General features: G+C 39.9%; 23 protein-coding genes. 6 read left to right on the plus strand and 17 right to left on the minus strand.

Translation table 11 applies throughout. From position 1 onward, the window contains the following. Positions 1-118: 118 nt before the first annotated feature. The 12 genes from ACFI34_RS07810 to ACFI34_RS07865 form a co-directional block, all read right to left on the minus strand. Positions 119-328 carry a cold-shock protein gene (locus ACFI34_RS07810; protein ID WP_002959120.1) on the minus strand — a complete coding sequence of 70 codons (210 nt, stop codon included), beginning with the start codon at positions 326-328 and terminating at the stop codon, positions 119-121. Between the two features lie 239 nt (positions 329-567). After that, positions 568-1,281, minus strand: a complete 714-nt coding sequence (locus ACFI34_RS07815) for a hypothetical protein (RefSeq protein ID WP_462673068.1) — start codon at positions 1,279-1,281, stop codon at positions 568-570. Next, positions 1,278-2,018: an iron transporter gene (locus ACFI34_RS07820; RefSeq protein WP_462673069.1), complete on the minus strand. Its 741-nt coding sequence runs from the start codon at positions 2,016-2,018 to the stop codon at positions 1,278-1,280. Before ACFI34_RS07820 ends, ACFI34_RS07815 begins: the two co-directional genes overlap by 4 nt. Then, entirely contained in the window at positions 2,005-2,358 is a 354-nt protein-coding gene (locus tag ACFI34_RS07825) for a cupredoxin domain-containing protein (RefSeq protein ID WP_410899148.1), read from the minus strand. Before ACFI34_RS07825 ends, ACFI34_RS07820 begins: the two co-directional genes overlap by 14 nt. Next, a complete protein-coding gene (locus ACFI34_RS07830; RefSeq protein WP_462673070.1) occupies positions 2,351-3,652 on the minus strand; it encodes an ATP-binding protein in 1,302 nt (433 codons plus the stop codon). The genes ACFI34_RS07825 and ACFI34_RS07830 overlap by 8 nt, the downstream gene beginning before the upstream one ends. 62 nt (positions 3,653-3,714) lie before the next feature. Next, the gene (locus tag ACFI34_RS07835) at positions 3,715-4,374 is read right to left on the minus strand and encodes a response regulator (protein WP_462673071.1); all 660 of its coding nucleotides are present in this window, start codon (positions 4,372-4,374) and stop codon (positions 3,715-3,717) included. An 11-nt stretch (positions 4,375-4,385) separates the two neighbouring features. Continuing rightward, complete coding sequence (locus ACFI34_RS07840; protein WP_462673072.1) at positions 4,386-5,033, minus strand: hypothetical protein; 648 nt, start codon at positions 5,031-5,033, stop codon at positions 4,386-4,388. A 13-nt stretch (positions 5,034-5,046) separates the two neighbouring features. After that, complete coding sequence (locus tag ACFI34_RS07845; protein ID WP_410899152.1) at positions 5,047-5,817, minus strand: SDR family oxidoreductase; 771 nt, start codon at positions 5,815-5,817, stop codon at positions 5,047-5,049. After that, positions 5,814-6,503, minus strand: coding sequence for a TenA family transcriptional regulator (locus ACFI34_RS07850; protein ID WP_462673073.1), 690 nt, complete (start codon positions 6,501-6,503; stop codon positions 5,814-5,816). Before ACFI34_RS07850 ends, ACFI34_RS07845 begins: the two co-directional genes overlap by 4 nt. Further along, positions 6,496-7,974, minus strand: coding sequence for an AMP-binding protein (locus ACFI34_RS07855; RefSeq protein ID WP_462673074.1), 1,479 nt, complete (start codon positions 7,972-7,974; stop codon positions 6,496-6,498). Before ACFI34_RS07855 ends, ACFI34_RS07850 begins: the two co-directional genes overlap by 8 nt. Continuing rightward, the gene (locus tag ACFI34_RS07860) at positions 7,971-8,624 is read right to left on the minus strand and encodes a thermostable hemolysin (protein WP_410899155.1); all 654 of its coding nucleotides are present in this window, start codon (positions 8,622-8,624) and stop codon (positions 7,971-7,973) included. Before ACFI34_RS07860 ends, ACFI34_RS07855 begins: the two co-directional genes overlap by 4 nt. Before the next feature lie 152 nt (positions 8,625-8,776). After that, positions 8,777-10,345, minus strand: a complete 1,569-nt coding sequence (locus tag ACFI34_RS07865; protein WP_410899156.1) for a sensor domain-containing diguanylate cyclase — start codon at positions 10,343-10,345, stop codon at positions 8,777-8,779. Positions 10,346-10,649: 304 nt separating this feature from the next. On the opposite strand from ACFI34_RS07865, the gene ACFI34_RS07870 reads away from it, so the two are divergent. The 3 genes from ACFI34_RS07870 to ACFI34_RS07880 all read left to right on the plus strand — a co-directional run bounded on the left by ACFI34_RS07870 (position 10,650) and on the right by ACFI34_RS07880 (position 15,372). After that, entirely contained in the window at positions 10,650-12,461 is a 1,812-nt protein-coding gene (locus ACFI34_RS07870) for a glycoside hydrolase family 3 protein (protein WP_462673075.1), read from the plus strand. Between the two features lies 1 nt (position 12,462). Beyond that, positions 12,463-13,188 (plus strand): 5-oxoprolinase subunit PxpA, encoded by a 726-nt coding sequence (locus ACFI34_RS07875; RefSeq protein ID WP_462673076.1) that lies wholly within the window; start codon positions 12,463-12,465, stop codon positions 13,186-13,188. A 159-nt stretch (positions 13,189-13,347) separates the two neighbouring features. Beyond that, positions 13,348-15,372, plus strand: coding sequence for a S9 family peptidase (locus ACFI34_RS07880; protein WP_462673077.1), 2,025 nt, complete (start codon positions 13,348-13,350; stop codon positions 15,370-15,372). A gap of 591 nt (positions 15,373-15,963) precedes the next feature. On the opposite strand, the gene ACFI34_RS07885 is transcribed toward ACFI34_RS07880, so the two are convergent. Then, positions 15,964-17,565: an isocitrate lyase gene (locus tag ACFI34_RS07885; RefSeq protein ID WP_410899160.1), complete on the minus strand. Its 1,602-nt coding sequence runs from the start codon at positions 17,563-17,565 to the stop codon at positions 15,964-15,966. Between the two features lie 233 nt (positions 17,566-17,798). Between ACFI34_RS07885 and ACFI34_RS07890 the strand changes: the two genes are divergently transcribed. After that, the gene (locus ACFI34_RS07890) at positions 17,799-19,979 is read left to right on the plus strand and encodes a malate synthase G (protein ID WP_462673078.1); all 2,181 of its coding nucleotides are present in this window, start codon (positions 17,799-17,801) and stop codon (positions 19,977-19,979) included. Between the two features lie 274 nt (positions 19,980-20,253). On the opposite strand, the gene ACFI34_RS07895 is transcribed toward ACFI34_RS07890, so the two are convergent. The 4 genes from ACFI34_RS07895 to ACFI34_RS07910 all read right to left on the minus strand — a co-directional run bounded on the left by ACFI34_RS07895 (position 20,254) and on the right by ACFI34_RS07910 (position 24,972). Then, positions 20,254-20,979: a YebC/PmpR family DNA-binding transcriptional regulator gene (locus ACFI34_RS07895; protein WP_410899162.1), complete on the minus strand. Its 726-nt coding sequence runs from the start codon at positions 20,977-20,979 to the stop codon at positions 20,254-20,256. A gap of 121 nt (positions 20,980-21,100) precedes the next feature. Continuing rightward, on the minus strand, positions 21,101-21,718 hold the full coding sequence (locus ACFI34_RS07900) for an HAD family hydrolase (RefSeq protein WP_462673079.1): 618 nt from the start codon (positions 21,716-21,718) through the stop codon (positions 21,101-21,103). 312 nt (positions 21,719-22,030) lie between these two features. Further along, positions 22,031-22,525, minus strand: a complete 495-nt coding sequence (locus tag ACFI34_RS07905) for a DUF6702 family protein (RefSeq protein ID WP_462673080.1) — start codon at positions 22,523-22,525, stop codon at positions 22,031-22,033. Beyond that, entirely contained in the window at positions 22,525-24,972 is a 2,448-nt protein-coding gene (locus ACFI34_RS07910) for a M1 family metallopeptidase (protein WP_462673081.1), read from the minus strand. Before ACFI34_RS07910 ends, ACFI34_RS07905 begins: the two co-directional genes overlap by 1 nt. A gap of 284 nt (positions 24,973-25,256) precedes the next feature. Here ACFI34_RS07910 and ACFI34_RS07915 point away from each other — a divergent pair, with 284 nt between their 5' ends. Beyond that, positions 25,257-25,493 carry a hypothetical protein gene (locus ACFI34_RS07915; protein WP_010556105.1) on the plus strand — a complete coding sequence of 79 codons (237 nt, stop codon included), beginning with the start codon at positions 25,257-25,259 and terminating at the stop codon, positions 25,491-25,493. Positions 25,494-25,626: 133 nt separating this feature from the next. Continuing rightward, positions 25,627-25,863, plus strand: coding sequence for a hypothetical protein (locus tag ACFI34_RS07920; RefSeq protein ID WP_410899166.1), 237 nt, complete (start codon positions 25,627-25,629; stop codon positions 25,861-25,863). Positions 25,864-25,898 lie beyond the last annotated feature (35 nt).

A 25,898-nucleotide genomic window follows, 5' to 3' on the forward strand; every position in this document is an offset into this window, starting at 1 on the left:
TAGAATCACTTAAATTGTGCTTGTGTGCAGTAGGTAGGGTTGTTACATAAGTTAGGTTTATTTTAGGCACAAAAAAAGCGCCCTAGGCGCTTTTTTTCATTTTACTTAAAAAGTAAAATTATACAGCTGTGATGTTATCAGCTTGAGGACCTTTTTGACCTTGTGAAAGAGTAAACTCTACACGTTGGCCTTCAGCTAAAGTTTTGAAACCTTCGCTTTTGATTGCTGAGAAATGTGCGAAAACGTCTGGGCCATTTTCTTGCTCGATGAAACCAAAACCTTTAGACTCGTTAAACCACTTAACTGTACCTGATACGATGTTAGACATTGTAATATCCTGATATAAAAATAAAAAATATGCTCATATGAGCGGGTGTAGCAAAAAATGAGATGGTACTTTAAAAACTTCAGGACGGTACTACAAGTATTACTTATACAACAACGAAATGGAGATTTATAGCTTACATGCTTTCTTTCTAGCTGCGGCCCACTATATAGATAACCAAATATAAGTCAAGCACTTCCTTTAATTACTGAGCAACAAATAACCACATTGTGTTTGCTAGCTTAAAATTCAAATTCTAGGGCTAGTCTAAAACTGTGGTTTTTTTCAGACTGGCTAATTTCACTTATAAAGCCAGCTTCCCATTTTAGCTGTTTTTGGCCTTCAAACCGGTATAACCCAATAAACCCGGGTCCAATTCCGATAAAATCCTCCCCTGCATACAACTCAATAGAGGGTTGAAACGCAGACAAGTATCGGTAGCGATATTGTGCCCTAAACTCTGTCTCCCACTCATTCTCTATGTCTTGCCCCCATTCGTATACCAAAAAAGCATTCATGGTGAGACTTGCACGACCGAACTCTTTTTCAACTACAAATCCCGTTGTGGCTTCAAAAACATCTTTGATATGTTGTTTTTCTAGTTCAAACAAAGCGCCCCAATCGGCCCATAACCGGCCTTGCTCTATTAGTTGCCATCTAAGCTCTAACTCATACGCTTGCAAGCCAAAGTCGCCGTTATCATCTCGCTCGCCCACTAAATAGCCTTCCAATGCCATGGTGTCGTTAATTGCGCCGCCTAAGCCAACGCGCTGCGCTAAAATATTACCACTGTCGGTTTGATGTGACACAAGCCGCCACTCTAGCTCGCGCTCAAACGGCAACACATACGGATGATAAACTTTATCAACCACTATGCCATCAGCATAAGCCAGCTTAGGTATTAATAAACAAAAACCAATTAATACAGTGGCTGCAAATAGGTTTATTGCTTTCATGATTGTTCCTTAGTTATTGATTTAGGAATAAAATAACAAACTGATAAAAATAACACGCTGCTCAGCACATAACTTAAAACACTGGTTAAATTAGGCGTAGCCTCATAACCGATAAGAGCTCGCAATACTCGTCCAAACTCTGAGTTTTCGGTTAAAATGGCACGTAAATCCCATACGGTTACCGTTGTTGCTATCAAATCAATTTGGCTCGCCAAATCAAGCGCCACAACTAGTTTTGCCGAACTATTTAATGCTAACAATACCAATAAAGGGATAAGCCCAAAGCGCTGCTTGGTTGCACTCAATAAAAAATACAACAACACGCTAAAGCTGCTGCATATTCCCAACCCTAAAAAAGTGCCAATAAATAAACTTCGAGCCGCTTCGTTGTTTTGCCAATAGCCAATTAGGTAAATAATGTAGTGACTTAAATAAAGTGTCATTACGCTAATAATCGCAATCATAAAAGCAGCTGTTGCTTGTTTAATGGCGTAGTAAAGCGCACTAATAAAAATTAAAATACACAAACCAATTTGGGCATACTCTAAACCCTGATAATCAAACAAGGGGCTAATTAACGGCGCACTTTTTACAAATAAAAATGTTAGGCCTATGCCTAAAACAAGCATACCCAGCAACCGTAATAAGCTTTGCTTGGCAATCACTTGCAGTAAAATAAGTAAAATGGCGACCGGCAGCAATTGATTGAGGCTCATCACTAGGCTAGTTATTAGCATTAGAGCGCTCCTTTTCAGTCACTACGACAGCACCACGCGCCGTATTTGGCGAAAACTCGCCAAAAAACTCATAGCGCCCAGGGATTAACGGCCCTATATAGATAACGCTTTTGCGCTTAGGGTAAAGTACTTTTTCCCGGTTGAGATCGAAACTGTCGAATTCTTCAGGCGTACTATCTTGATTTTCGATTAACAAGCGTACCTTTTTATTAGCTGGCACGACGATTTCTGAGGGGTAAAACAAATGATCTTTTAGTACAATAAGGTAGTCTTTACTGGCGGCGTTAAATGACAAAAATACACAACAATATAAGTAAGGCCTAATAAGTCGTTTAATCACATTTAGCTCCTGCAAAAACTACTTGTACTTTTAAGCCACCCAAATCACTATCCGTTAGGTGAATTTCAGCGCGATATATAGCAATAATATGCTGCACAATTGCCATGCCTAAGCCTGTACCTTGTTCGCCCGAAGGGTGTTGGTCACCGCCAACACGATAAAAACGGTTAAATATTCGTTGTTTCTGATCGTCCGTCATACCAGGGCCACTGTCCTCTATTTGCCAAATACGTTGCTTGTGTATCTGCTTTAGGGTTATTTTTATTTGTCCATTGGCTGGTGCGTACTTTATAGCATTGCTAAGTAGGTTTGAAATCAGTGTCACTAAGGTAAATTCGTCGCCGTTAATTATAAAGTCGTCTCCCTCAAGACTGATAGAGTGGTTTTTAGCCTCTATTTTTTCATACAACTGGCTAACACCTTCTTGCGTGATCGCTAATAATGACTGCTCCTTAAATTGCTTTTGCCACTGCTCTGGCTGAGTACGCCCTAGTATTAGCATTTGCTCTACTATATTGGATAGTCGATTAATACCTTGAGTCATGGCTTGTAATTCTTGGTTATCGCCTTGTTGAGCTGCCAAATTATGCACATTAATTTTTAAACTGCTCAGGGGAGTACGTAATTCATGTGCCGCATCAGAGGCAAAAAAACGCTCTCTTAAATAGGCGGTTTCTACGCGTTTAAATAAGTCGTTTAAGCGGCTGATCACCGGTTTTATTTCTTCATCTGTCACCTGCCAATTGATCGCTGTGAAATCATTTGCTTGGCGCAGAGCTAACTGTTTTGATAAACGGGTTAATGGTGCCAGTGCATATTTAACAAAAAAGCTAATAAATAGTGCAAGCAAAGGAACCGCCCATAACATGGGTAACATGGCTGATAAAATAACCGCCTCAGCAAGCTCAAACCGCTTAGCAATCGGCTCGGCAACAATAACGGTGCGTAAAGAAGTAGCAAAAACGAATACCCGCATTCGCTGCCCTGCAATGTTAAGCGTTTGAAAACCCGTTTGATACTGGCTCAAATCAAGATTTAATTCGTCAGAGCCACTAAGGAGCTCACCCCCTTGCCAAATTTGATACAGTAACTGGGCGCTTTCTTGCATTTTTGGCGCCACGGCGTTTATAGATAAAGGCTGTTGCATCAACACTCCAGCGACCACTTTTAGCTCACTATCAAGTAGTTGCTCACCATGGCTCATACTTTTTTGGTAGCCTTTGACTAAAGCTAAAAAGCAGGTTAACACCATCATTGATAGTAAAATAAGGGTTAAACGCTTACGAATTGACATGGAGCATGATTACCTTTGTAAATCCAAGTTTGTGCAATCTAGCGGCGTTTTAATCACGTGAACTACCTCTTTCCCACGACATAGCCAATACCACGGAGAGTTTTAATAAAATTGCTGGGGAATTTTTTTCGTAGGTGATGAATATGCACTTCAATGGTGTTGGAGCCAACTTCTTCACCCCATTGATAGAGTTTATTTTCTAACTGCTGTTTAGATTGCACGCGACCTTGGTTTTCCAATAGCGCCTTTAGCAGCATGTACTCTTTTCGTGGTAGAGAAAGTAGCTCATGGTTGAGTGTGACAGTATGCGCTGACGTGTCCATAGTCACTTCACCACACTGTAATAAACTCGACTGAGCTTGATTTACTCGTCGGCTAGCTACGCGCAAACGAGCAAATAATTCGGCTGGTTCAAATGGCTTAGCTAAATAATCATCAGCGCCCATATCAAGCCCTTGCACTTTGTCATCTATGCTACTTCGTGCGGTTAGTATAACCACCGGAATCACTTTTTTTTGGGCTTTTATGTGCTTTAAAATTTGTGAACCATCACCATCGGGTAAACCAAGGTCAAGTATAACCAACTCTATTTCACCACTGCCTAAGCATTGCAACGCATGCTTAACCGTTGCGCTATGCTCTACACTGTAGCCTTCTTGGCGCAATGAGCGGCAAAGCCCTTGCGCCACAAGATGATCATCTTCAACTAATAATAAATGCATTGTTTATTTTGTTATCTCTTTAGTTTTTTATCTACTTTAGCTAATAAAGAGCTAATTGCTTGTTGACGATATTTATCAGCTTTAGCACGAGTATCACGAATACCTGCAGCTTGCGCAACTAACAGATGGACTTTAGCTTGATCATATTCACGTTCGTCATATAAAAACTCGCCATACAAGTAATTAGTATCAATGCCTTTTTTGTTAAAAGCGAGCGCTTGCTTAAAAAACTTATCGGCGGTGTCATCATCACCAAAACCAATTGGCCAACCCGGTACTTTACTGTATAAGGTTGCAAGGCTGGCATACGCTGAGCCACCTAAAGCACTGTCGTCTATTTTAAGGGCTTGCTCTAATGACGCTTTTGCATCTTTAGCATAGCCCAGGGCTCCTAATCCGCCCTTTGCGCCAGCAAAACTTGCCAGTACAATGCCGTTCCACGTATAGCTATTTGCTGAATCAGGATAGTTTTCAATAAATTGAGCACTTTGCTCACTGAGTTGAGTAAACGCTTTGATTTGTGCGTCATCTTTTAGCTCATAATTAGCGACCGCCCACTGCTGTTGAATAGCGAGTAAATCGCTTTGTTCGTCTGCAAATACCGGCGATGAAAACACACTAACAATGCTTAAATAAGCTACTAAAGTAAATTTTTTCATAATAAATCCTCTATTAACCTAAAAACTGTTTTATTTTAGGAAGTTGCTTAGCAATTGCGTTATCCACAATACGTGGAAAAACGCCATTAATACGTGCAAAAAGTTTCTCAGGAAAACCAATAAATCGTCTGGTTTTATTTGAGTTTAATAACGCAACTAACTCATCAGCCACCAACTGTGTTGAGTCCATTTGATTACCAAGCGCTTTGTTCATTGCCCGCGTTTGTGCATCATTAATGTCAGTATCGGTTGCTCTGGGTGCTAAATAAGTAACTTTAACGCCAGTATCTGAGAGCTCTCGTGATAGCGCTTCGCTAAAACCACGTAAACCGAACTTACTAGCACAGTAAAGTGTTTGATATGGGTAACCTATGCTGCCAAATGACGATCCAACATTAACTATGGTGCCTTTATTCGCATGCAACTGCGCTAAAAACAGCTGACATAATTTCATAGGGACGGCTAAATTAGTGCTCAGTAGATTATCAATTTGTTCGCTACTACAGTTACTTAAGCTTTGCATCACATTAATGCCTGCATTATTTATTAGTAACTTAGCGCCACCTAATTTTTTAGCTTTAATGGCTAGTGCCAACATGTTTTCGGCAACCGTTAAATCCCCCACAAAAACCATACTACCTGGGCACTGGCTACTTAACGTATTTAAGGTTTCACTATTTCGCCCCACCAAGAGTAGTTGCCAACCTTGGCCGTGCAGTGTTTTGGCAATGGCTTGACCAATACCGCCTGTCGCACCAGTTAATACACATAAGCCGGTATTCATGCGTGTTGCTCTTGTGCTGATGCTTTAAAAAACGGCTCGTCGTCTAAAGCGCGAAATATATTCCCGTATAAACGGTAAAAACACTTTGCACCATGTAAAATAGCCTGCTGATCCGCCTCGTCAGTAATTTGGTTCATCAAGTTTTCAAAAAACTTTACGTGCTCTATATCAAGCGCACCATGAGAGGTTAAATAGCTAAATGCTTTTTTAGGTAAACCAACTGCATCAGCAATATTTGAAGCTGCGCCATCAGCCAGTGCAATTGAAGTCCCTTCGAGTACATGGACCATGCCAAAAAAGCTTAATGGGTTTTTACGAGCGATACTGTCATACGCATACGAGACCATCATTTCGGTAGCAAATTGTGGCTTACTATGGCGCACACTTTCTTTATCAAACCCACAGGCTGCAATGTCGTTTAGCACCCACTCTTGATGACCAATTTCTTCTTCAATATATTCAGCTACCGCTTCACGTAACCATTCTTGCTCGTCAGTTAAACGTGCGCCAAGTGACATCATTAAAGGAACGGTGTGTTTTACATGATGATAAGCCTGCGCTAAAAACGAGGCATACTCTTCAAGCGTTGCTTGTCCGTTAAATACACGCTGTATAATTGGCGCAGCTAATAAGTACTCACGCTCGTTTTGAGTTTGTGCTTTTAATGTATTAAAAAAATTACTCATGGATCACTGCTCCAAGTCGGTAAAATTGTTCAAAGATAGGGCTATAGTGCTGGCTAATTGCCGCTCGTTTAGGGCGATTATTAGCGGTTAATAATCCTTGCTGCTCGTTTAAAGGTTGGGCTAAACGGTGCCACTTTTTAATCTGTGCGTAGTCGGGAAGTTGCTGGTTTACTGTTTTTAAATGTGCTTTTAATTGCTCATCACTAAATCCGGGAGCCGCATAAATAAGCGCGCTTAAAAATGGCTGGCTTTCACCAAACACCACCGCCTGCTGTATCGCACTTTGGCTTAAAATTAATGATTCAGGCCATTCGGCGCTAACATTTCGCCCCATACTGGTGATGATCAGGTTTTTTACTCGCCCTTTTATGTAAAGCTTATTATTGTGCTTAGTTACTAAGTCGCCAGTGGCGTACCAGGTATTTGGGTTATGCGGCGTTTGATTTAAGTACCCTAAAAATAACGACCCTTTAATATATAACTCACCATTTTCAACTTTCGTTTCAACGTGCCCTAATACTTCACCTGCACTATTTACATCGTCATCATTGGGGGTATTTAAACTCACCACTGAGGCTGCCTCAGACAAACCATAACCTTGATAAACTGGTAGGTTATATTCTCGTGCAGTTAAAATTAAAGACTCACTAACCCGCGCCCCGCCAACAGCAATAAACTTAAGTGACTTTGGTGGCTGCCAGCCTTGTTTTGCAAAGGCAACTAAACACGTTAATAACTCAGGCACTAAAATAAGGGTGTTAGGTTTTACACTATCGATTGCATCAATGAGTTTGTTAGAATTTTTTAACCCTGAGCCAACAAAACCTAATTCATTTAGCGGCATTAAATGTACACAACCACCACTTAACAGAGGCGCATACACACCCGCTATATTTTCTAATAGTACTGGCAGCGGAAGTAAACATAAATGCACAGGGTTACTAATGTTTATTCGCTCACATAATGACTTAGCGACCTGCAACTGGCTTTGTGTTGATAAGCACACCCCTTTTGGCTCGCCAGTAGAACCTGAAGTAAATGTAATTTTTTGCGTACCAGTAAAATAGTCCACGGGCTCAATCGCATCGAGCTGATAAATATAAAAGGTATAATGCTCAAATAATGTTACCGACAATAAATGCTTACCAAGTGAATCACGTGGCATATCACTAATAAAAAACTGCGCACCGCATTGAGCTAGCACATACTGTGTTTGCTGATGACTAAAAAAATGGGCGATAGGCACCGCAACCTTGTTTGCAGCGCTGGTTGCGGCATCAACAACCAGCCAAGCTGGAGTATTATCAAGCTGGAAGGCAATTGCGCCAGAGTCTAAAGCGTTAAAAATAGCTGTCAGCTTATTAGTTTCTTGTTGTAACTCCAAAGCACTAATAGGCATTACTTTATTGGCTAAGTAACTAACAACCACGGGCTCATTCGCGACCTTATTAATATTATTTAATAGGCTCATAAGCTCTCCAACGCGGTCATCAAGGCATTAATTTGTTGTGTGCTTTGCTGTTTAATATTTAGCAGCATGGGTGTGTTAAGTACTTGCTGATGTGCCTGCGCTAAATTAACAATGCACACCGTAGGTTGGTTTGCATAATAACTTCCCCAACTTAATGGGTTTTCAACTACAAAGCTGTTAGCAACAGCAACTTCAGTGCAGTTAACACCCAGCATTCGAACCATCGCCCGTACTTTTTTTGTAGCGCAAAATACTAAATATTTAGCTCCAGTATTGTAAAGCGCCTCGTTAACAACAATAAAATGACCAAGCGTTGCCCTACGATGTGTAGAGCATAAGTTACCTAACTCAAATATTTTGCTACGCGGAGTTTGTCCTAATATAAAGTGCTCAATGGGCTCTGCAGTGTACTGCTCAATAAATAAGGGAGAGGTAGCTTGCCTTAAACCTAACGTACATTGCCCCTCACTTGTTGTGTATTGGCAAAGTAGTGGCATAAATGATTTAAGCGTTGCATTGTAAGCCACTAAAAATCCATCTTTTACCGCAGATTCTAGTGCATTGCGATGCTCACCATTTTCTCGAGCAGTTATTAAATGTGCCGAATTTGATATGTTATCTAGTGATAAGTTTGACTGTGCTAATTGCATAAACATCGCCCGTTTAAGAAGTATGTTTATAAGTTAAAGAGCGAAACTTAAAAAAAACTTAAGAAACAAAAAAGCCCTTAAATAAATTTAAGGGCTTTTAAAGTAAAGTCTATTTTTAAACTAAAGATTAATTCAAATTAAACATGTCTATATTAACTAGGCTCTGCCACTACGCAGCGATTACGGCCATGCTCTTTAGCATGGTAAAGCGCTTTGTCTGCACATTTATATACTTGGTCTATGTCATTGCTGTGAATTGGCCAAGTTGCAATTCCAATTGAAACGGTAATAAAACCGATTGTTTCCATTTGCGTTGTTTCAACAGTGGTGCGTAATCGCTCTGCTATTTTTAGAGCGCTTTGACTGTCTTCATGAGGCAATACAAGTAAAAACTCTTCACCACCAATACGCGATACAATATCCCCTTTTCGAGAGATCTTTTTTATAATATCGGCTAATACTTTAAGTGCATCATCGCCTTTATCGTGCCCAAAGGTATCGTTCACACGTTTAAAAAAATCGATGTCTATTTCTAAAATAGCGAAAGGTGTTTGCTTTAACATTAGCTGACTGAGTAAACCATTTAAGCTTCTACGATTGTGGGTGTTTGTCAGCGGATCGGTTTGGGCATCGTGCTTAAGTTGCCCTATTTGTGTTTGTAAAATATTGACGCCATTAAGCATGGCCAGTTTCAATCTTTGGCTTTCAAAGTACCACGCTTTTATTTTTTTTAGCTTTTCTATACTGTTTACTTCGTCGAGTCTGTTTGCACTACTAGCGAGTTGCTTTAATGGGCGTGAAATGAAATACGAAAATACACCTATGAATATGAAGGTAACTAACGCCATAGGGAGCGTTCTTGAAAATACTTCCATAATTAATGTATCTAAAGACGTAAGTGTTGCTTTGATGGGCCGTTGGGCCACTACGCCCCAGTTTGAATTAATAACGGGTGAAAATCCTGCGAGCATTTTTACCCCTTTGCTGTTTACTACAACGGCTTGTCCCGCCTCTCCTGTAATAACCGCATTGATTACTTTATTATTGGCAACGCTTGTACCTACTCGCTTGCTATCTGGGTGATACAGGATTTGCTTATTAGCATCGACGACATAAAGGTGCGATCCCCCTTCGTAAAAGTGTTGCTCTAGAAGATCATTTAAAATATTTCTTTCTTTTAAATATAACGAGCCGCCCACATAGCCTAAATAATTTCCCTCTTTGTCAAATAAGGGGTGCGATATAAATATAATTAAATTATTGGCTGCTGACATGTACGGCATACTAATAAGTGGCTTTTTTTCTTTTAAAGCCTGTGTTGCGCCGGGAGAGGAAATTGATTTTCCTATGATCTCAGGTAAATAAGGGGATGTAGCATTTATAACCCCATTCTTACTGATAACAACTGAATTAAAGCTATTTGTTTGCAAATTTAAGCGCGTTACTTCTTCTTGCAGCAATGCTGCATTATTTATGTTTTGCTCAATTTTATTTGCTGAATATGCAAGTTGTTGTTTTGCAGACTCTAAAAAGTTGTCGGTTGCTGAAGCTAACTTATTAGCGTAAGCGAAGTTACTTTTTAATGTATGGCTTACTAACTGCTCTTTTTGTACTTGGTACGTTGAATGAAAACTACTAATGAGCGTGGCTAAAGCCGCAGAAAAAGCCAATAGCACAATAAGAAGACGCAGATTAAGCACAGGAAATAATTTATTCAGCAAAAGTAAATAGCCCACAGTACACTGCTATTAAAGCAAGTACTTTGTTAAAAAGTATTTACAATTATACCCCGCCATTTATTAATTATCTAATATTCGAGCACATAGTGTATTTTAATAACCAGCCAAATAACTTTTTATTACATTGTGACGTTACATTCCCCCCTACTAACTAGGGTGCGCTTATTTTGCAGTTGTATAAAAAAATAGATAAGCTGCTTTTACTTGTTCATTTTATTTAGCTTTGGAGTGTATTTTGCTAAATAAGTATGTTTTATCGTCAATTATTTTTATATCTGGGTGCTTAATGCCATCAATTAAAGCGGTTGCAAAACCGGCTCTTTCTCTTGAGGAAAAACTTGGGCAAAAGTTAATGCTCGATTTTCGCTATTTTTGTGAACAAGGCACTGGTAAACATTGCAGAACACCAATGACAAAGCTACCAGAGTCATTGGCGCGCGTAATTAGCGACTATAACATTGGTGGCGTCATATTATTTTCAGAAAACACTCAGTCAATTGAACAAACCATTACGCTTAGCCACCAACTTCAAGTGGCTGCCCGTAAATCTTCAAGTAAACTGCCACTATTTATATCAATAGACCAAGAAGGCGGAAGAGTTACGCGTTTGCCGCGTGATGTTGCAACGTCATTCACGGGTAATATGTCTATTGGTGCAACCTATAAACAGCACGGCGTTGACTTTGCTACTAAATCAGCAACGGTTATTGCCAATGAGCTAACAGCCCTGGGGATCAATGTAAATTATGCACCTACCATTGATGTGAATATGAACCCAGACAACCCCGTTATAAATGTACGCTCGTTTGGTGAGAACCCACAACGAGTGAGTGAACTTGGCGCAGCACAAGTGGCTGGGTTTGAGAGCAATGGCATAATTACATCGCTCAAACATTTTCCGGGACATGGCGATACTCACGTTGATAGCCACACAGGACTCCCTAATGTTGCTCACTCAAAAAATACCATTTACGAACAAGATTTAGCCCCTTTTAAACATATTATTGCTAAGCAAAATCCCGGTATGATCATGACAGCGCACATACAATACCCAGCGCTAGATAGCTCAACCTTTGTCTCTGTAGAAGGCAAAACAATGATTAAACCCGCCACTATGTCGCGCACTATTATTACCGACATTTTAAGAGGTGAGCTTAACTATAAAGGCGTAGTGGTTACCGACGCACTTGATATGGCTGGTATTAGTCAGTTTTTTACACCCATTCAAGCTGTTATAAATACATTTTTAGCCGGCGTTGATATTGCGCTTATGCCAATAGAAATAAGAACGCCCGATGATATAAAAAAGCTTGATGAGCTTATTAAGTCGTTAGTTCATGCTGTCGAGTCAAATCAGTTAGATGAGCAAGAAATAACACTGTCGGCTGCGCGTATTATTTCGCTTAAAAATGCATTTGAGTTATCTACTGAGTTTGACCCTATTAATGCAGTAGTTAATGCAAAAAGTATATTAGGCAATAAACAACACAGAAAAATAGAGGCCGAGCTTGCTTTAGCAGCAATAACACAGGTAAAAAACACAGAAAACACATTGCCACTAAATTTAAATAATGGCCAACATATACATATTATTATGCCCGACACCCGTAAGTGTATGGCTATGCAGCAAGCAATTGAATCTGCAAGTTCATCATCTATTACGTTCAGCTGCAGCAGCTTACAAGGGTTTGACCCAGCACAAGCAACCCAGAGCATTAAAGCAGCTGATGTTGTCATTGCGGGTAATGCCACGCCTAATCAAAGCGCGGTTGAAATTGGTGGCATGGATGATTTAAAAGATGACCCTAATTTTGCGCTTAACACGCGCGAACAGCCACAAGCGCTTGAGTCACTGCTTGCCATGGCTAACAAATTTGATAAGCGTACTGTATTTATAAGTTTGAGGGCTCCTTACGACATCGCTAAATTTGGCGACTATGCCCACAGTGTACTGGCATCATATGCATACAATATTGATGTAGACACGCACGAACGTGTTTCAGGCCCAGCGTTTACCGCACTCGCTAAAGTAATAGTTGGGCAAGCCACTGCCAATGGCACCTTACCTGTTACAATTAAACCGCAAAAAGGCAATTAACATGAAACTAAATTGTGATTTGGGCGAAAGCTTTGGCTCATGGAAAATGGGGCTAGATGATCAAGTTATGCCACATATTGATATGGCGAACATTGCTTGTGGTTTTCATGGCGGTGACCCTGATGTAATAGCAACAACATTAACGTTAGCTAAAAAAAACAACGTAACAGTAGGAGCGCATCCCAGTTACCCTGATCTTCAAGGGTTTGGACGACGCTCTATGGCGTTAACAACAGGCGAACTAACAAATTGTATTCAGTATCAGATAGCAGCGCTTGAAGGCATGGCAAAAATACAGGGGCTTACGTTAAGCTATGTAAAACCACATGGTGCACTTTATAACGATATGATGGCTAACAACGACGTGTTAGCAACCATTATATCTGCTGTCGCGAGCTACCCTAGCAAACTAAAACTGATGATTTTAGCGACTAATCAAGCAGACAAACACATTCAGTTAGCTAAACAGTTTAATGTAGAACTAGTACTCGAAGCATTTGCAGATAGGCAATACACTGATGAAGGCTATTTGGTCTCTCGCAAACTCGATGGCAGCGTGCATGATAAACCCGCCATACTTGCACAGGTAAAACAGCTTATACAAACAGGCAGTGTAACTACACGCTCAGGTAAGCAACTAATGCTTAATGCACATAGCTTATGTGTCCATGGAGACAATAATGATGCAATTGAACTCATTAAAGAAATAAAAGCACTGTGTGACTGACATTTAATAATATATTAAAGCTGTAAACCCCCTTTACAGCTTTTTACCCTAACTTGTTAAATACACCCATAGAGTTAAATATGAGCTTCATCGCATTGCACTGTTAATTTAATAATCCCTCACTTATAACTGTACATAAGTTAACAACAGGGATTAATAATGAAACAACTTTTAGCACTTAGTTTTATATTAAGCGCAAGCCATTTAGCCAGCGCAAACGAGAATACACACACACTGCAACTTCAAGATGTATTTGATTTAGAATATGCAAATCAAATAGATATTACTGACGACGGAAAAACCGTTTACTTTGTGCGAAACCGCATGGATATAAAAACAGACCGAAAAGTGGGAAACATTTGGTCTGTTAATTACAAAACCAAACAAATGCAGCCCCTCACTTCCGGCGTTCATATGGATTACTCGCCAGTACTTTCTCCAGATGGGCAACGCCTTGCCTTTATATCTACCCGTGATGGCAGCAGCCAAATTTATATGAAGTGGCTTAAAACCGGTGCCATTGCCAAAATAAGTAATTTAACCAGTAGCCCTCGCGCTATTAGTTGGAGCCCCGATTCAAGCCAGCTTGTATTCAGCATGTTTGTACCAAGTAAAAACACGCCACCGGTTAATTTGCCAGGAAAACCGAAAGGCGCAACATGGGCAGAGCCGGCTAAATTTATTGATGACGTATACTATCGAGCCGACGGTGGTGGATACTCGCAAAAAGGCTTTAATCAATTATTTACACTTGATGCTAACGGCGGAAATGCTAAGCAACTTACCCGTGATGAATTTGATAACGCTGGCGATGTTAGCTTTAGTAAAGATGGCAGCTCACTTTATTATTCAGCTAATAGACATGAAAATAACCAGCTTAAACCCACAAATACTGAAGTATATAAGCTAAACCTTACCACCTTAGCCATTGAAGCAATCACTGATAGAAATGGTCCAGATCAACAGCCTAAAGTATCGCCTGATGGTCGCTACCTTGCTTATACAGGATACGATGATAAACGTACTAATTACGAAAACACTCAACTTTATATTCGTGATTTAAAAACCGGTGATACTCAAAGTCTGACTAGCGATTTCGATCGCAGCGTTGGCCAAATAAAATGGAGCGCAAATTCAAAAGGCCTCTATTTTAGCTATGCCGATGAAGGCCAAACCGCACTCGCCTACCAACCTCGTAGTGGTAAACGTAAGGTGATCACCGAAAAAATTGGCAGTGTGGCATTCGGCCGACCATACTCAGGCGGGGATTTTGATGTAAGCAATAACGGCGATATCGCGTTTACACTTGCCGACACTCAACGCCCTGCAGATATAGCCACCATTAAACGCGGTAAGGCAGAGCGCTTAACTTCACTTAATAGCGATGCGCTGGGTGATAAACAACTGGCTAAAGTAGAAGAAATTTGGCTTAAATCAAGCTACGACCAATTACCTATTCAAGGATGGATTGCTTACCCGCCAGGGTTTGATAAATCTAAAAAATATCCTTTAGTGTTAGAAATTCATGGCGGGCCGGTGGCTAATTATGGGCCTCACTTTAGTGCCGAAGTTCAGCTTTTTGCAGCAAAAGGTAATGTGGTGTTATACATGAACCCGCGCGGAAGTGACTCGTATGGAAAAGAGTTTGCACAAACCATTCATCATAATTACCCAAGTAATGACTTTGATGACTTAATGACTGGGGTTGATGCACTTATTGAAAAAGGGTTTATTGATGAATCAAAACTATTTGTTACAGGTGGCTCTGGCGGAGGTGTACTAACTGCTTGGATTGTAGGTCACACTGACCGATTTGCTGCTGCCGTTGTTGCAAAACCCGTTATAAATTGGATCAGCTTTGTACTAACTGCCGACTTTTATCCTTTTTTTGCTGATTACTGGTTTCCAGGCAAACCTTGGGACCACATAGCGCATTACATGAAACGCTCGCCAATTAGTTATGTAGGTAATGTGACTACCCCTACAATGCTACTAACAGGTGAAGCTGACTACCGAACACCCATTTCTGAAACAGAGCAATACTACCAAGCGCTTAAGCTACAAGGTGTAGACACCGCTATGGTTCGTATACCCGCTGCATCACATGGTATTACAGCGCGTCCGTCTAACTTAATGACTAAAGTGGCTTATATTCAATGGTGGTTTGATAAGCACAGTAAATAACTTTTCATTTGAGTTAATTATTAAAAGCCACTTTTTTAAAGTGGCTTTTGTATATTTGCAAAGTGTAAACCCCCTTTACATTTTAATGACACATTACATATCGGACTTAACCGATTTCTCAGTTAGTAAAATTTCGGTTTATAGCTCTTTTGATAGTTTGAGTTAGTAAAAAACCGGTTTGAGTCACTGTTTATAGCCTTTCAGTTAGTAAAAATTTGTTTTGTGAAAGGTAAGCGTTGGTAAAAAATCGGTTTATAAATTGAGTTTAAGCACTAAAAACATCAAAAATTAACGCATTTCCAACCTTTCATTGCTCTTTTAAGCCCCTTTACAACAAAAAAATACTTATAAAACGCTTTAATTAAGCGGTTAGTTAAACTCTGATCTACAAATGTGGTTAGCTAGTTAAATCGTGATCTGTATATCCATTGTTAGTCAAACTATGATCTGCAATACCCAAGAGACCTGATGTAAGTTTTATTCCTCATAAAAAATTCGCTTTAAATACGGCTAAGGGCTTTGTTATTAAGTAAGATTTTGTTGCACATAAAAAAGGGCCTTGCGGCCCTTGAGTAACACTATCTAGAAATTTTAGAACTGGTTCATGGTGTTATCTTCACCACCGGCTTTTAATGCGTTATCACCAGAGAAGTACTCTTTGTGTGTATCACCAATGTTAGAACCCGCTAGGTCTTGGTGCTTAACAGATGCTTGTTCACGGCGAATTTCTTGGCGTTGTACATCACGTACATAAGCAAGCATACCTAGGTCACCAAAGTAGCCCTCTGACAAAATATCTGTGCTAAGTGCTGCTGTGTGGTAAGTAGGCAGCGTAATTAAGTGGTGGAAAATACCCGCTTCACGTGCACCATCACGTTGGAAGTTCTGTACAAGTACGTCAGCAGCGGCGGCAAGCTCTGTTGCATCCATTTCTGGCGCCATAAGTGCTTTGTTGTCACCTAAGCTTGGGTATGCACTAAGGTCACGGCCTTCTTCTGCCCACTCTTGATAAACTTGCTCACGGAACTTAAGTGTCCAGTTGAATGAAGGTGAGTTGTTGTAAACTAGTTTAGCATTTGGTACTTGCTCTTTAACGCGGTTTACAAGTTCAGCAATTTGTTTTACATGTGGCTTTTCTGTTTCAATCCACAATAAATCAGCGCCCGATTGAAGGCTAGTTACACAGTCAAGTACTACGCGGTCTTTCTCTGTTCCTTCACGGAACTGGTACAGGCCATTTTCAAGGCGAGTAGGTTTACACAGCTCACCGTTGATTTTCATTGCCGTATCACCTTCGTTTAAGTCCTCTACACCATTAATAGGCGTAGTCTCTAAGAAGGCATTATACTGGCTTGCTAAATCACCTGGAGTTTTTGATACCGGTACTTTTTGAGTCAAGCTAGCACCTAATGAATCAGTACGCGCAACAATAATACCGTTATCGATACCTAGCTCTAAAAATGCGTATCGAACCGCATTAATTTTTGCTAAAAAGTCTTCGTGAGGTACGGTTACTTTACCCGCCTGGTGACCACATTGTTTAGCATCAGATACTTGGTTTTCGATTTGAATAGCACATGCACCGGCTTCAATCATTTTTTTAGCAAGTAGGTAAGTTGCCTCTTCGTTACCAAAACCGGCATCAATATCAGCTATAATTGGCACTACATGTGTTTCAAAATTGTCGATTTTATCAAGCACAGCTTGAACGTCGCCGCCATTCGCTTTTGCTTCATCTAGGTCATTAAATAAGTGATCAAGCTCACGGGCATCGGCTTGCTTTAGAAATGTGTAAATTTCTTCAATAAGCGCTGGAACAGATGTTTTTTCGTGCATACTTTGGTCAGGTAACGGACCAAACGCAGAGCGAAGTGCAGCAACCATCCAACCACTTAAGTAAACATAACTACGTTTAGTTGTTTTTTGGTGGCGTTTAATAGCCATCATCATTTGCTGGGCAGTAAATCCATGCCAACACCCTAAAGACTGTGTGTACTGGCTTGTGTCTTTATCGTAAGCGGCCATATCCTCACGCATTACGTCAGCTGTGTATTGCGCAATTTCTATCCCAGTACGAAAGCGATTTTGTAAACGCATGCGAGTTGCATACTCTGGGTTAATTGCCTGCCATGCATTTCCTTGAGATTGGCATAAAGTAGAAAGTGTATCGGTTTCACGTTGATATGTTGTCATAATAAAGTCCTTCGAACGGGTATATAAATAATTTATGTTGTGAGAGTGGCGACGTTGCTTGTGCTCCGTAGCGCTTAATTCAACATTAGGCTTATTTTTCAGATTTAGTAAATTTATAGTTTTTATTGCGACTATATTTTTTATGAATATCAAAAACACACTCAACATGGCTTTTTTACGTTATTGTTGCTCAAACGCACAAATACTATGGCGACCGTTTAAGGAAGGCAATTATGACCCACACTCTCACACATTCAGGACTCAGCGTAGATATAGAGCTCGCTGACTTTGTTAAAACTCAACTACTACCTGGTACACACTTATCAGAACACCAATTTTGGCAAAGTTTTGCAAAAATTGTTCAAACGTTAACGCCAATAAATAAAGCGTTGCTGGCCAAACGTGAACAACTACAGCAACAAATTGATCAATACCACATTGAAAATAAAACGTGGGATAGCGAGCAATACCGTCGCTTTTTAAGTGACATTGGCTACTTAGTACCAGAACCTGCTAATTTTAAAATTGAAACACAACAGGTTGAACCCGAAATAGCTGTTACAGCAGGCCCACAATTAGTTGTTCCAGTAAGTAACGCACGCTTTGCACTTAATGCGGCTAACGCGCGCTGGGGGTCGTTATACGACGCCTTATATGGCACAGACGTGCTAAGTGAAGATGACGGTGCCGAAAAAGGAACTACCTATAACCCTGTTCGTGGCTTTAAAGTAATGGCATACGCACGCCAGTTTTTAGACAAAGCACTCCCTCTTGAAAACGGCTCGCACATAGAAAGCACCAACTATTCTGTTGTAAATGGCGCACTGGTTATTACTCTGCGTGACAGCTCTCAAACCACGTTAGCTGACCCCTCTCAGTTAATTGGCTACCAAGGCGAAGCCCAAAACCCAAGCGTTGTATTGCTTAAAAACAATGGCTTACATATAGAATTACAGATAGATCACCACCATATTATTGGCCAAGCTGACAAAGCGGGTTTAAAAGATGTGGTACTTGAAGCAGCCCTAACTACTATTATGGATTGTGAAGATTCTGTAGCCGCTGTCGATGCACAAGATAAAGTGCAAGTTTACAAAAACTGGCTAGGTTTAATGCAAGGTAACCTAGTTGAATCGTTTAAAAAAGGCGATAAAGTCGTAGAGCGTACGTTACAAAGCGACAAAACGTATACTTCTATTGATGGCGCTGCTATAACGCTTAAGGGCCGCAGTATGATGTTTGTCAGAAACGTTGGCCACTTAATGACAAACCCAGCTATTACTGACGTTTACGGCGAGCCGGTTTTTGAAGGCATTATGGATGCAATGTTTACTGCCACAGCCGCCCTGCACGACTTAAATAAAACGTCTGGCGTAAAAAATAGCAGTGCACAGAGCATTAATATTGTAAAACCTAAGATGCATGGCCCAGAAGAAGTTGCTTTTACAAGTACACTGTTTACCCATGTAGAAGAGGCGTTAAACTTACCAAAAAACACCATGAAAATGGGTATTATGGATGAAGAACGTCGTACATCTGTCAATTTAAAAGCATGTATAAATGAAGCAAAACAACGTGTTGTATTTATTAACACCGGCTTTTTAGACCGTACAGGCGATGAAATTCACACATCAATGCAAGCAGGTGTTGCGCTTCCTAAAGCCGAAATAAAACAACAGTCTTGGATCAGTGCTTACGAAGACCGCAATGTCGATATTGGCCTTGCATGTGGGTTAAGCCAAAAAGCTCAAATAGGCAAAGGCATGTGGCCGATGCCAGATAAAATGGCGCTGATGATGGAGCAAAAATTAGCACATCCTAAATCGGGTGCTAACACAGCATGGGTGCCCTCTCCTACTGCTGCAACGCTGCATGCTATGCATTACCATGATGTTAATGTTTTCAGCGAGCAAAACGCTATCGCTCAGCGTGCCATAGCGAGCCTTGACGACCTGCTTACTCCACCACTCATGCAAGACCCATCGTCACTTTCAAAAGAAGATATACAAAGTGAGCTAGAAAACAATGCGCAAGGTATTTTGGGTTACGTAGTGCGTTGGATAGACCAAGGTGTAGGCTGCTCTAAAGTACCCGATATTAACCATGTAGGGCTAATGGAAGACAGAGCAACACTTAGAATATCTAGTCAACATATGGCTAACTGGTTATTGCATGGCATATGTACACAGGAGCAAATTACATCCACAATGGCAAAAATGGCCAAGGTAGTAGACGGCCAAAACGAACACGATAAAGCCTATACCCCAATGGCAAGCAGCCCTGAAACACTAAAAAATAGTATTGCGTTTCAAGCAGCCCTCGCCTTAGTACTTGAAGGAACGACACAACCTAGTGGCTATACTGAACCGTTATTACATAGCTACCGTATAAAATATAAGTTACAGCAAAGTTAATACACTCCAAATGTTTAACGCTGTATCTTAATTGTTTATTTCGTGTCAAAACCAGCCTTAGGGCTGGTTTTTTATTGTCTAAATCAACAAACAAGCACACCAATTTTTATAAAGATGTGCTTAAACACAATTAAAACAACTCATTTTAAAATAGAAACACATAAATCAATAAACTCTATGAATACCTAACATTTCTTTAAACACTAAAAAGCGTGTTTTGTATACACAAAACACGCTTTTTAGTGTTTATTTGCTATAAAACACAACGTTAAGATTATTTTTTTATAATTGCATTGTGATAAACATTTTGTACGTCATCACAGTCTTCAAGCATATTTATAAATTTATCGAAGTTAGCTATAACCTCTTCGTCCTCAATATCAATATTAACTTGAGGAATAAAAGTAATTTCGTCCACCTCAAAGTTAATACCTTCAAATGCGTCTTCAAGAGCTGTTTTAGCCTTAAAGTATTCTGTAGGCGGTGCAAAAACCGAAATTTTACCGTCCTCAGCTTCTACATCAGCAACATCGACATCAGCCATCATTAGTGCTTCTAAAACAACTTCATCGTCATCGCCAGCAAAACCCAATACCGCGTAATGGTCAAACATGTGCGCTACACAACCAGGTGTACCTATTTTTGAATCAGTTTTAGTAAACGGTAAACGCACATCTTTAATTGTTCTATTTGGGTTATCGGTTAAGCAATCAACAATTACCATACAGTTGCCAGGCCCATAGCCTTCGTAGCGAGCAACCGAGTAATCCTCCCCTGCTCCACCGGCGGCTTTCTCTATTGCTTTTTCGATAACGTGCGCAGGAACTTGGTCTTTTTTAGCTTTTTCGATTAGACGACGCAAAGTTTGATTTACTTCAGGATCGGGTTCACCATTTTTAGCAGCAACGTAAATCTCTTTACCGTACTTTGAGTTTACTTTTGTTTTTGCATTAGCTGTTTTGATCATAGAACTTTGACGAACTACAAATGCTCTGCCCATTATGTGCCTCTAATAAATACATTAGTTTTTAATATTTTAACAATTCAAAGCGAGTTGGGCTAGTACGCCTTACGTGCATTTTATAAGGATAGTGTATACATGAAATTAACCAGCAGCCAATTTAACATAATTCTACTTTTTTAGCGTAGCTTTCAACTAAGGCAACTAAGTCGTAAAAATCATGTAATACGTAATCGGCTTGATCTGCGTATGGCGGAGTTTCTTCTGGAGCATATAAACATGCACGCATTTTGGCATTATGTGCAGCTTGAATATCGTACAAATAATCGCCCACATACAGTAAGTTATCAGCACTAATGTTCCAAAGTGTAGCAATGGCGTTTAAAGCACTCGGATCAGGCTTAGCGGGCGCATCACTTCGTGTAAGTACCGTACTGATTGGAAGGGGGTTATTTTTTAATTTAAGTGCAGCAGCTTTGTCAAAATTACGCGTCACTATTGCCATAGGAATATTTCGTTCATTCAACAGCGTAATAGCTTCACTTACGCCAGGTAATAACGTGGCATGTTGAGCATCTAATAATTCGTGCTGATGAACAATGTTCATTGCCTCTTCGCGCATATAAGGAGAAGGAAGTTGCGCGATAAAGTCGAGTAAATCTTCGTTATCGGGACAGCCAATTTGGGCTTTAATAAGTGAAAAGTCGAGTTCTGACGATACTAATGTACCATCAAGATCAAAAATAACACCATGGATAGCCTCTACCTGAGTCATCATACCAATCCTTGTTTATGAAAATAATTAGTTAAGCTTTTTTCAAACATAAAATTCTCGGAGCTTACACCCTAAAATGGGAACAGTTAATACTAATTATATTTAAATTAATAGTGCGAGGTGTTCATTAACTTCAAAGCAACTAACAATGAAAAGAAGCTTAGCAGTTAGTTGTATATTGCGCAAAACAAGGTAAATATAAACAACTCAGACTTTTACGTATCTCTGTATTTTACCGATCAATTATGAACATAGCTTAAATAGCGCATTGAAATGCGCACTTGAACAAAGTGCGCATTGTGTATTAATGATGAGTTAGTTAGTCTCAAAGCGAGCCTCAAGCCAGGTATCGTCTTGAGCAAAGGTTAGAGTTTTAACCCTACCTTTGCCTTCAACATTGACCATATTTACTTGCGATGGCCACAAATCGCGCAGCGCGCCGTTACTCATTTTTATCCCTTCAATTCCCTCGGGGATAGGTGCCTCTTGGTAAACCCAAAAAAACTTACCGTCAACCTGCGCGCCAACAAAACTAAGCGGCACAGCGTCACCATTTAATGTTTGCAAAGCCACATGTGACTCAACATATTTAGCAAAACGTTGTTGATCGGTTTTATTACTCATTATATCAATTTTACCTTCAAATAAGCTGCTAACAGCATGCTCAGTATCGTGTAAGTAAAACCGATGCATAAGCTCAACATTATGCGTTCTTTTGTTAAAAAGCACAGTAGTTACTGATGATTTTAATTGATGCGCCATACTTGGCGCAGCAATTAAAAAGCAAACAACAATAAGCAACAAACGCATTATTGCTGTTCCTCTACTTCATCTTTTTCGTCTTTTTTTTCATCGCTTTTAAGCTCTGTTTTAATATCTTGCATGATATCGCGACTCACTTTAGCTTTGCTCTTACTCTTCTTAAACACTTCAATACGTGAAGGGATAATACGACGCGGGTAGTTATTATTTTCTATATCAACGTCTGCTGTTTCCCATCGTGGATCAACACTTACTGATACAAGCGGCTTATTTTTATCGGTAACTATAAGCTTTTGTACATTTTTATGATTACGACGCCAAATTTCAGCAGGAATGTAACGCTCTTCTTTAGTGCCATCTTCATACGTGAGCTCAAGTAAAATTGGCATCACCAAACCGCCTAAGTTTGAAAATTCCATCACGTAATAGTTTTGATCGTCACTTAATGCGCGGTCTAGCGTTTTACGCTCCCACGGCTCAAGCCCTTTTAAAAACTTGTTGTACGCGTTGCGCTCTTTATTCGTTACCGTGAATCGGTCATTTTCGTCATAAAAATCAGTAATATCAGGGTTTTTCTCAACCCATGTTTTTTTACCTTCTGCTCGGTTACGCTCAACAAATAACGATGTTGGTTTATCAGCTTCAATATCACGTAGGCGGCTGTAATCTATATCTGGATTCTTAGTATCTAAACGCAGTTGATACACTTTATCTAACGAGATATCTACGTGGTCTGTAGTGTAAAACCAGCCGCGCCAAAACCAATCTAAATCAACACCTGATGCCTCTTCCATAGTACGGAAAAAATCAGCAGGGGTAGGGCGCTTGTATTTCCAGCGCTGTGCGTACTCTTTAAATGCAAAGTCGAATAAATCGCGGCCTAAAATCACCTCACGTAAAATATTAAGCGCAGCAGCTGGTTTAGTGTAAGCATTAGGGCCTAAGCGAAGTACGCTATCTGATTGCGTCATAATAGGCACCTGAACTTCAGATTTCATATACGATACAATATCACGAGGCTCAACACCCCAAGGAATAGTAGGGTCCCATTCGCGTCCAGCAACACCATCTAAAAAGCTATTTAGACCTTCATCCATCCAGGTCCACTGACGTTCATCAGAGTTAACGATCATTGGGAAGTAAATATGACCAACTTCATGAATAACAACGCCAATTAAAAAACGTTTCTCTGATTGAGAATAAGTGCGTGTACCATCATCCTGTAACTTAGTACGTGGACCATTGAAAGTGATCATTGGGTATTCCATACCACCAACCGGACCATTTACCGATTGTGCAGTTGGGTAAGGATAATCAAACGAATACTTTGAATACACTTCCATTGTATGCACTACTGATTCTGTAGAGTATTTTTTCCATAAGTCGCCGCCCTCTTTAGGGAAAAACGACATTGCCATTACAAGTGGCTGAACATCGCCACCTTGCTGATAGCCTTTTGCATCCCACATAAATTTACGTGACGACGCCCACGCAAAATCGCGAACATTTTCGGCTTTGAAGCGCCACGTTTTCGTTTTGTCTGTGCCTTCTTTTTCGTTTTCGAGTGCTTCTTCTTCGGTCACAATAAACACAGGACGCTTAGCAGTTTCAGATTGCTTTAAACGTTTACGCTGCGTGCTTGTAAGTACCTTGCTTGGATTATCTAACTTACCCGTCGCCGATACAATGTGATCAGCGGGTACTGTAATTTCTACGTCGTAATCGCCAAATTCAAGCGTAAACTCACCCGACCCTAAAAAGGCTTTGTTTGTCCAAGCTTCGTAATCTGTGTACGCTGCTAAACGCGGAAACCACTGGGCAAGTAAAAATATATCGTTGCCATCTTTTTCAAAATGCTCATAACCTGAGCGTGCGCCAACAGCATCTTCTTCAACAATATTGAACGCAAAGTCCATGCTGAACTCAACTTCTTTACCTGGCTTTAACGGCTCATTCAAGTCAATACGCATTAATGTATCTACGATTGTTACACGTAGTGCTTTACCGTCTTCGTCTTTAACATTGCTTATTTCAAAGCCAAGTTCGTTGTCACTCATAAATTGCTGGCGACGTAACTGCCCTAGGCTCAGTTTTGCGGGCTTTTGCGCAGGCAGGCTTTGTAACGTGCTTTTAAAGGTTTTTGTAGTTTCAGCAATTGAATCACTTTTAAAAATATTTTGGTCTAACTGTAACCATAAATATTTTAATGTATGCGGTGAGTTATTTTTATACTCAATGCTCTGGCTTGCACTAAGACGACGTTTTTTTTCATCTAACTTTACGTCAATATCGTAGTTAACTTTTTGCTGCCAGTAATTTTCACCTGGTTCACCCGCAGCACTGCGGTAAACATTTGGTGTCGGCAATGCTTCATCTAACTGACGAAACTTATCAACAAACGACCCTTTGGTTTGTTCAACTGAAGACGCAATAGCACTACCCGACATTACCATTGGTAATAAAAGCGCACTTAGCGTAAGACTTATTTTTTTCATTGTTAGTCCTAAAATAATTTTGTGATCATACTGTGTCAAATGTAGCCGTTTTCTTCAATTAAATAGCGACCAAACACCCTATTTTTAGGGTGATATTCACTAAAGTTTTTTACTCACAAATAACAATAATTCATTAGCTATTTTAATTCATTTAAAAATGTAAAGGGGGTTTACAAATTTTAAACCGACTAGAGCATTAAAACACACTCGTATTAGCCAATTTCAGGTCAAGTTCATCAAATAAGATTACAGTAAAGTTAAGTGAGATTTTAAAGGTCCACGCTATGAAATTCTATATTGTAAAAAAGGCACACAAACTAGACGCTATTCCTGCTGAAAAAGAACTACTTGAGCGCTATAAAGCTGACCATTATTCTTATGTAGATATTGTGTCGGCCTGCAACAAAGAAGATGCCCTAAAACGGCTAACCACTGAACAAAAACACAGTAAAAAACAGCTCATAATTGGCGTAAATATTGCGGTGTTTTCACTAATTTTAATTATTTGTACGATAAATTAAAATTACCGTAGTTTTTGGTTGATCTTTGTAGTCATTTGTATTTAAAATCGCCCACCTTTTTATTTGAGGCAAATAAATTACTAATATTTATCCTCAAATATTATCGATTACAAGTAAGAAATGCGGTGGGCTTATGGATTTTTATATCCTAAAAAAACAACAAGAACTAATTGCAATCCCAGCCAACGAAAATAGCTGTAAGCAGTACCTTGATTCAGGTTATTTTTACATTGATAAAGTAGCCGCTTGTAACGAAACGAACGCACTCAAAAAGCTGCAATCCAAAAAAACTAAAACGTTAAAAAAACCTCTACTCATCGCATTGATTGCTTTGCCAGTAATTTTTGGCATTTGGTACAGCTTAAGCTAACTGTTTAGTTATACGGGGGCTTGCATCTTTAACAG

The sequence above is a fragment of the Pseudoalteromonas sp. PSi26 genome (genome assembly GCF_054960575.1).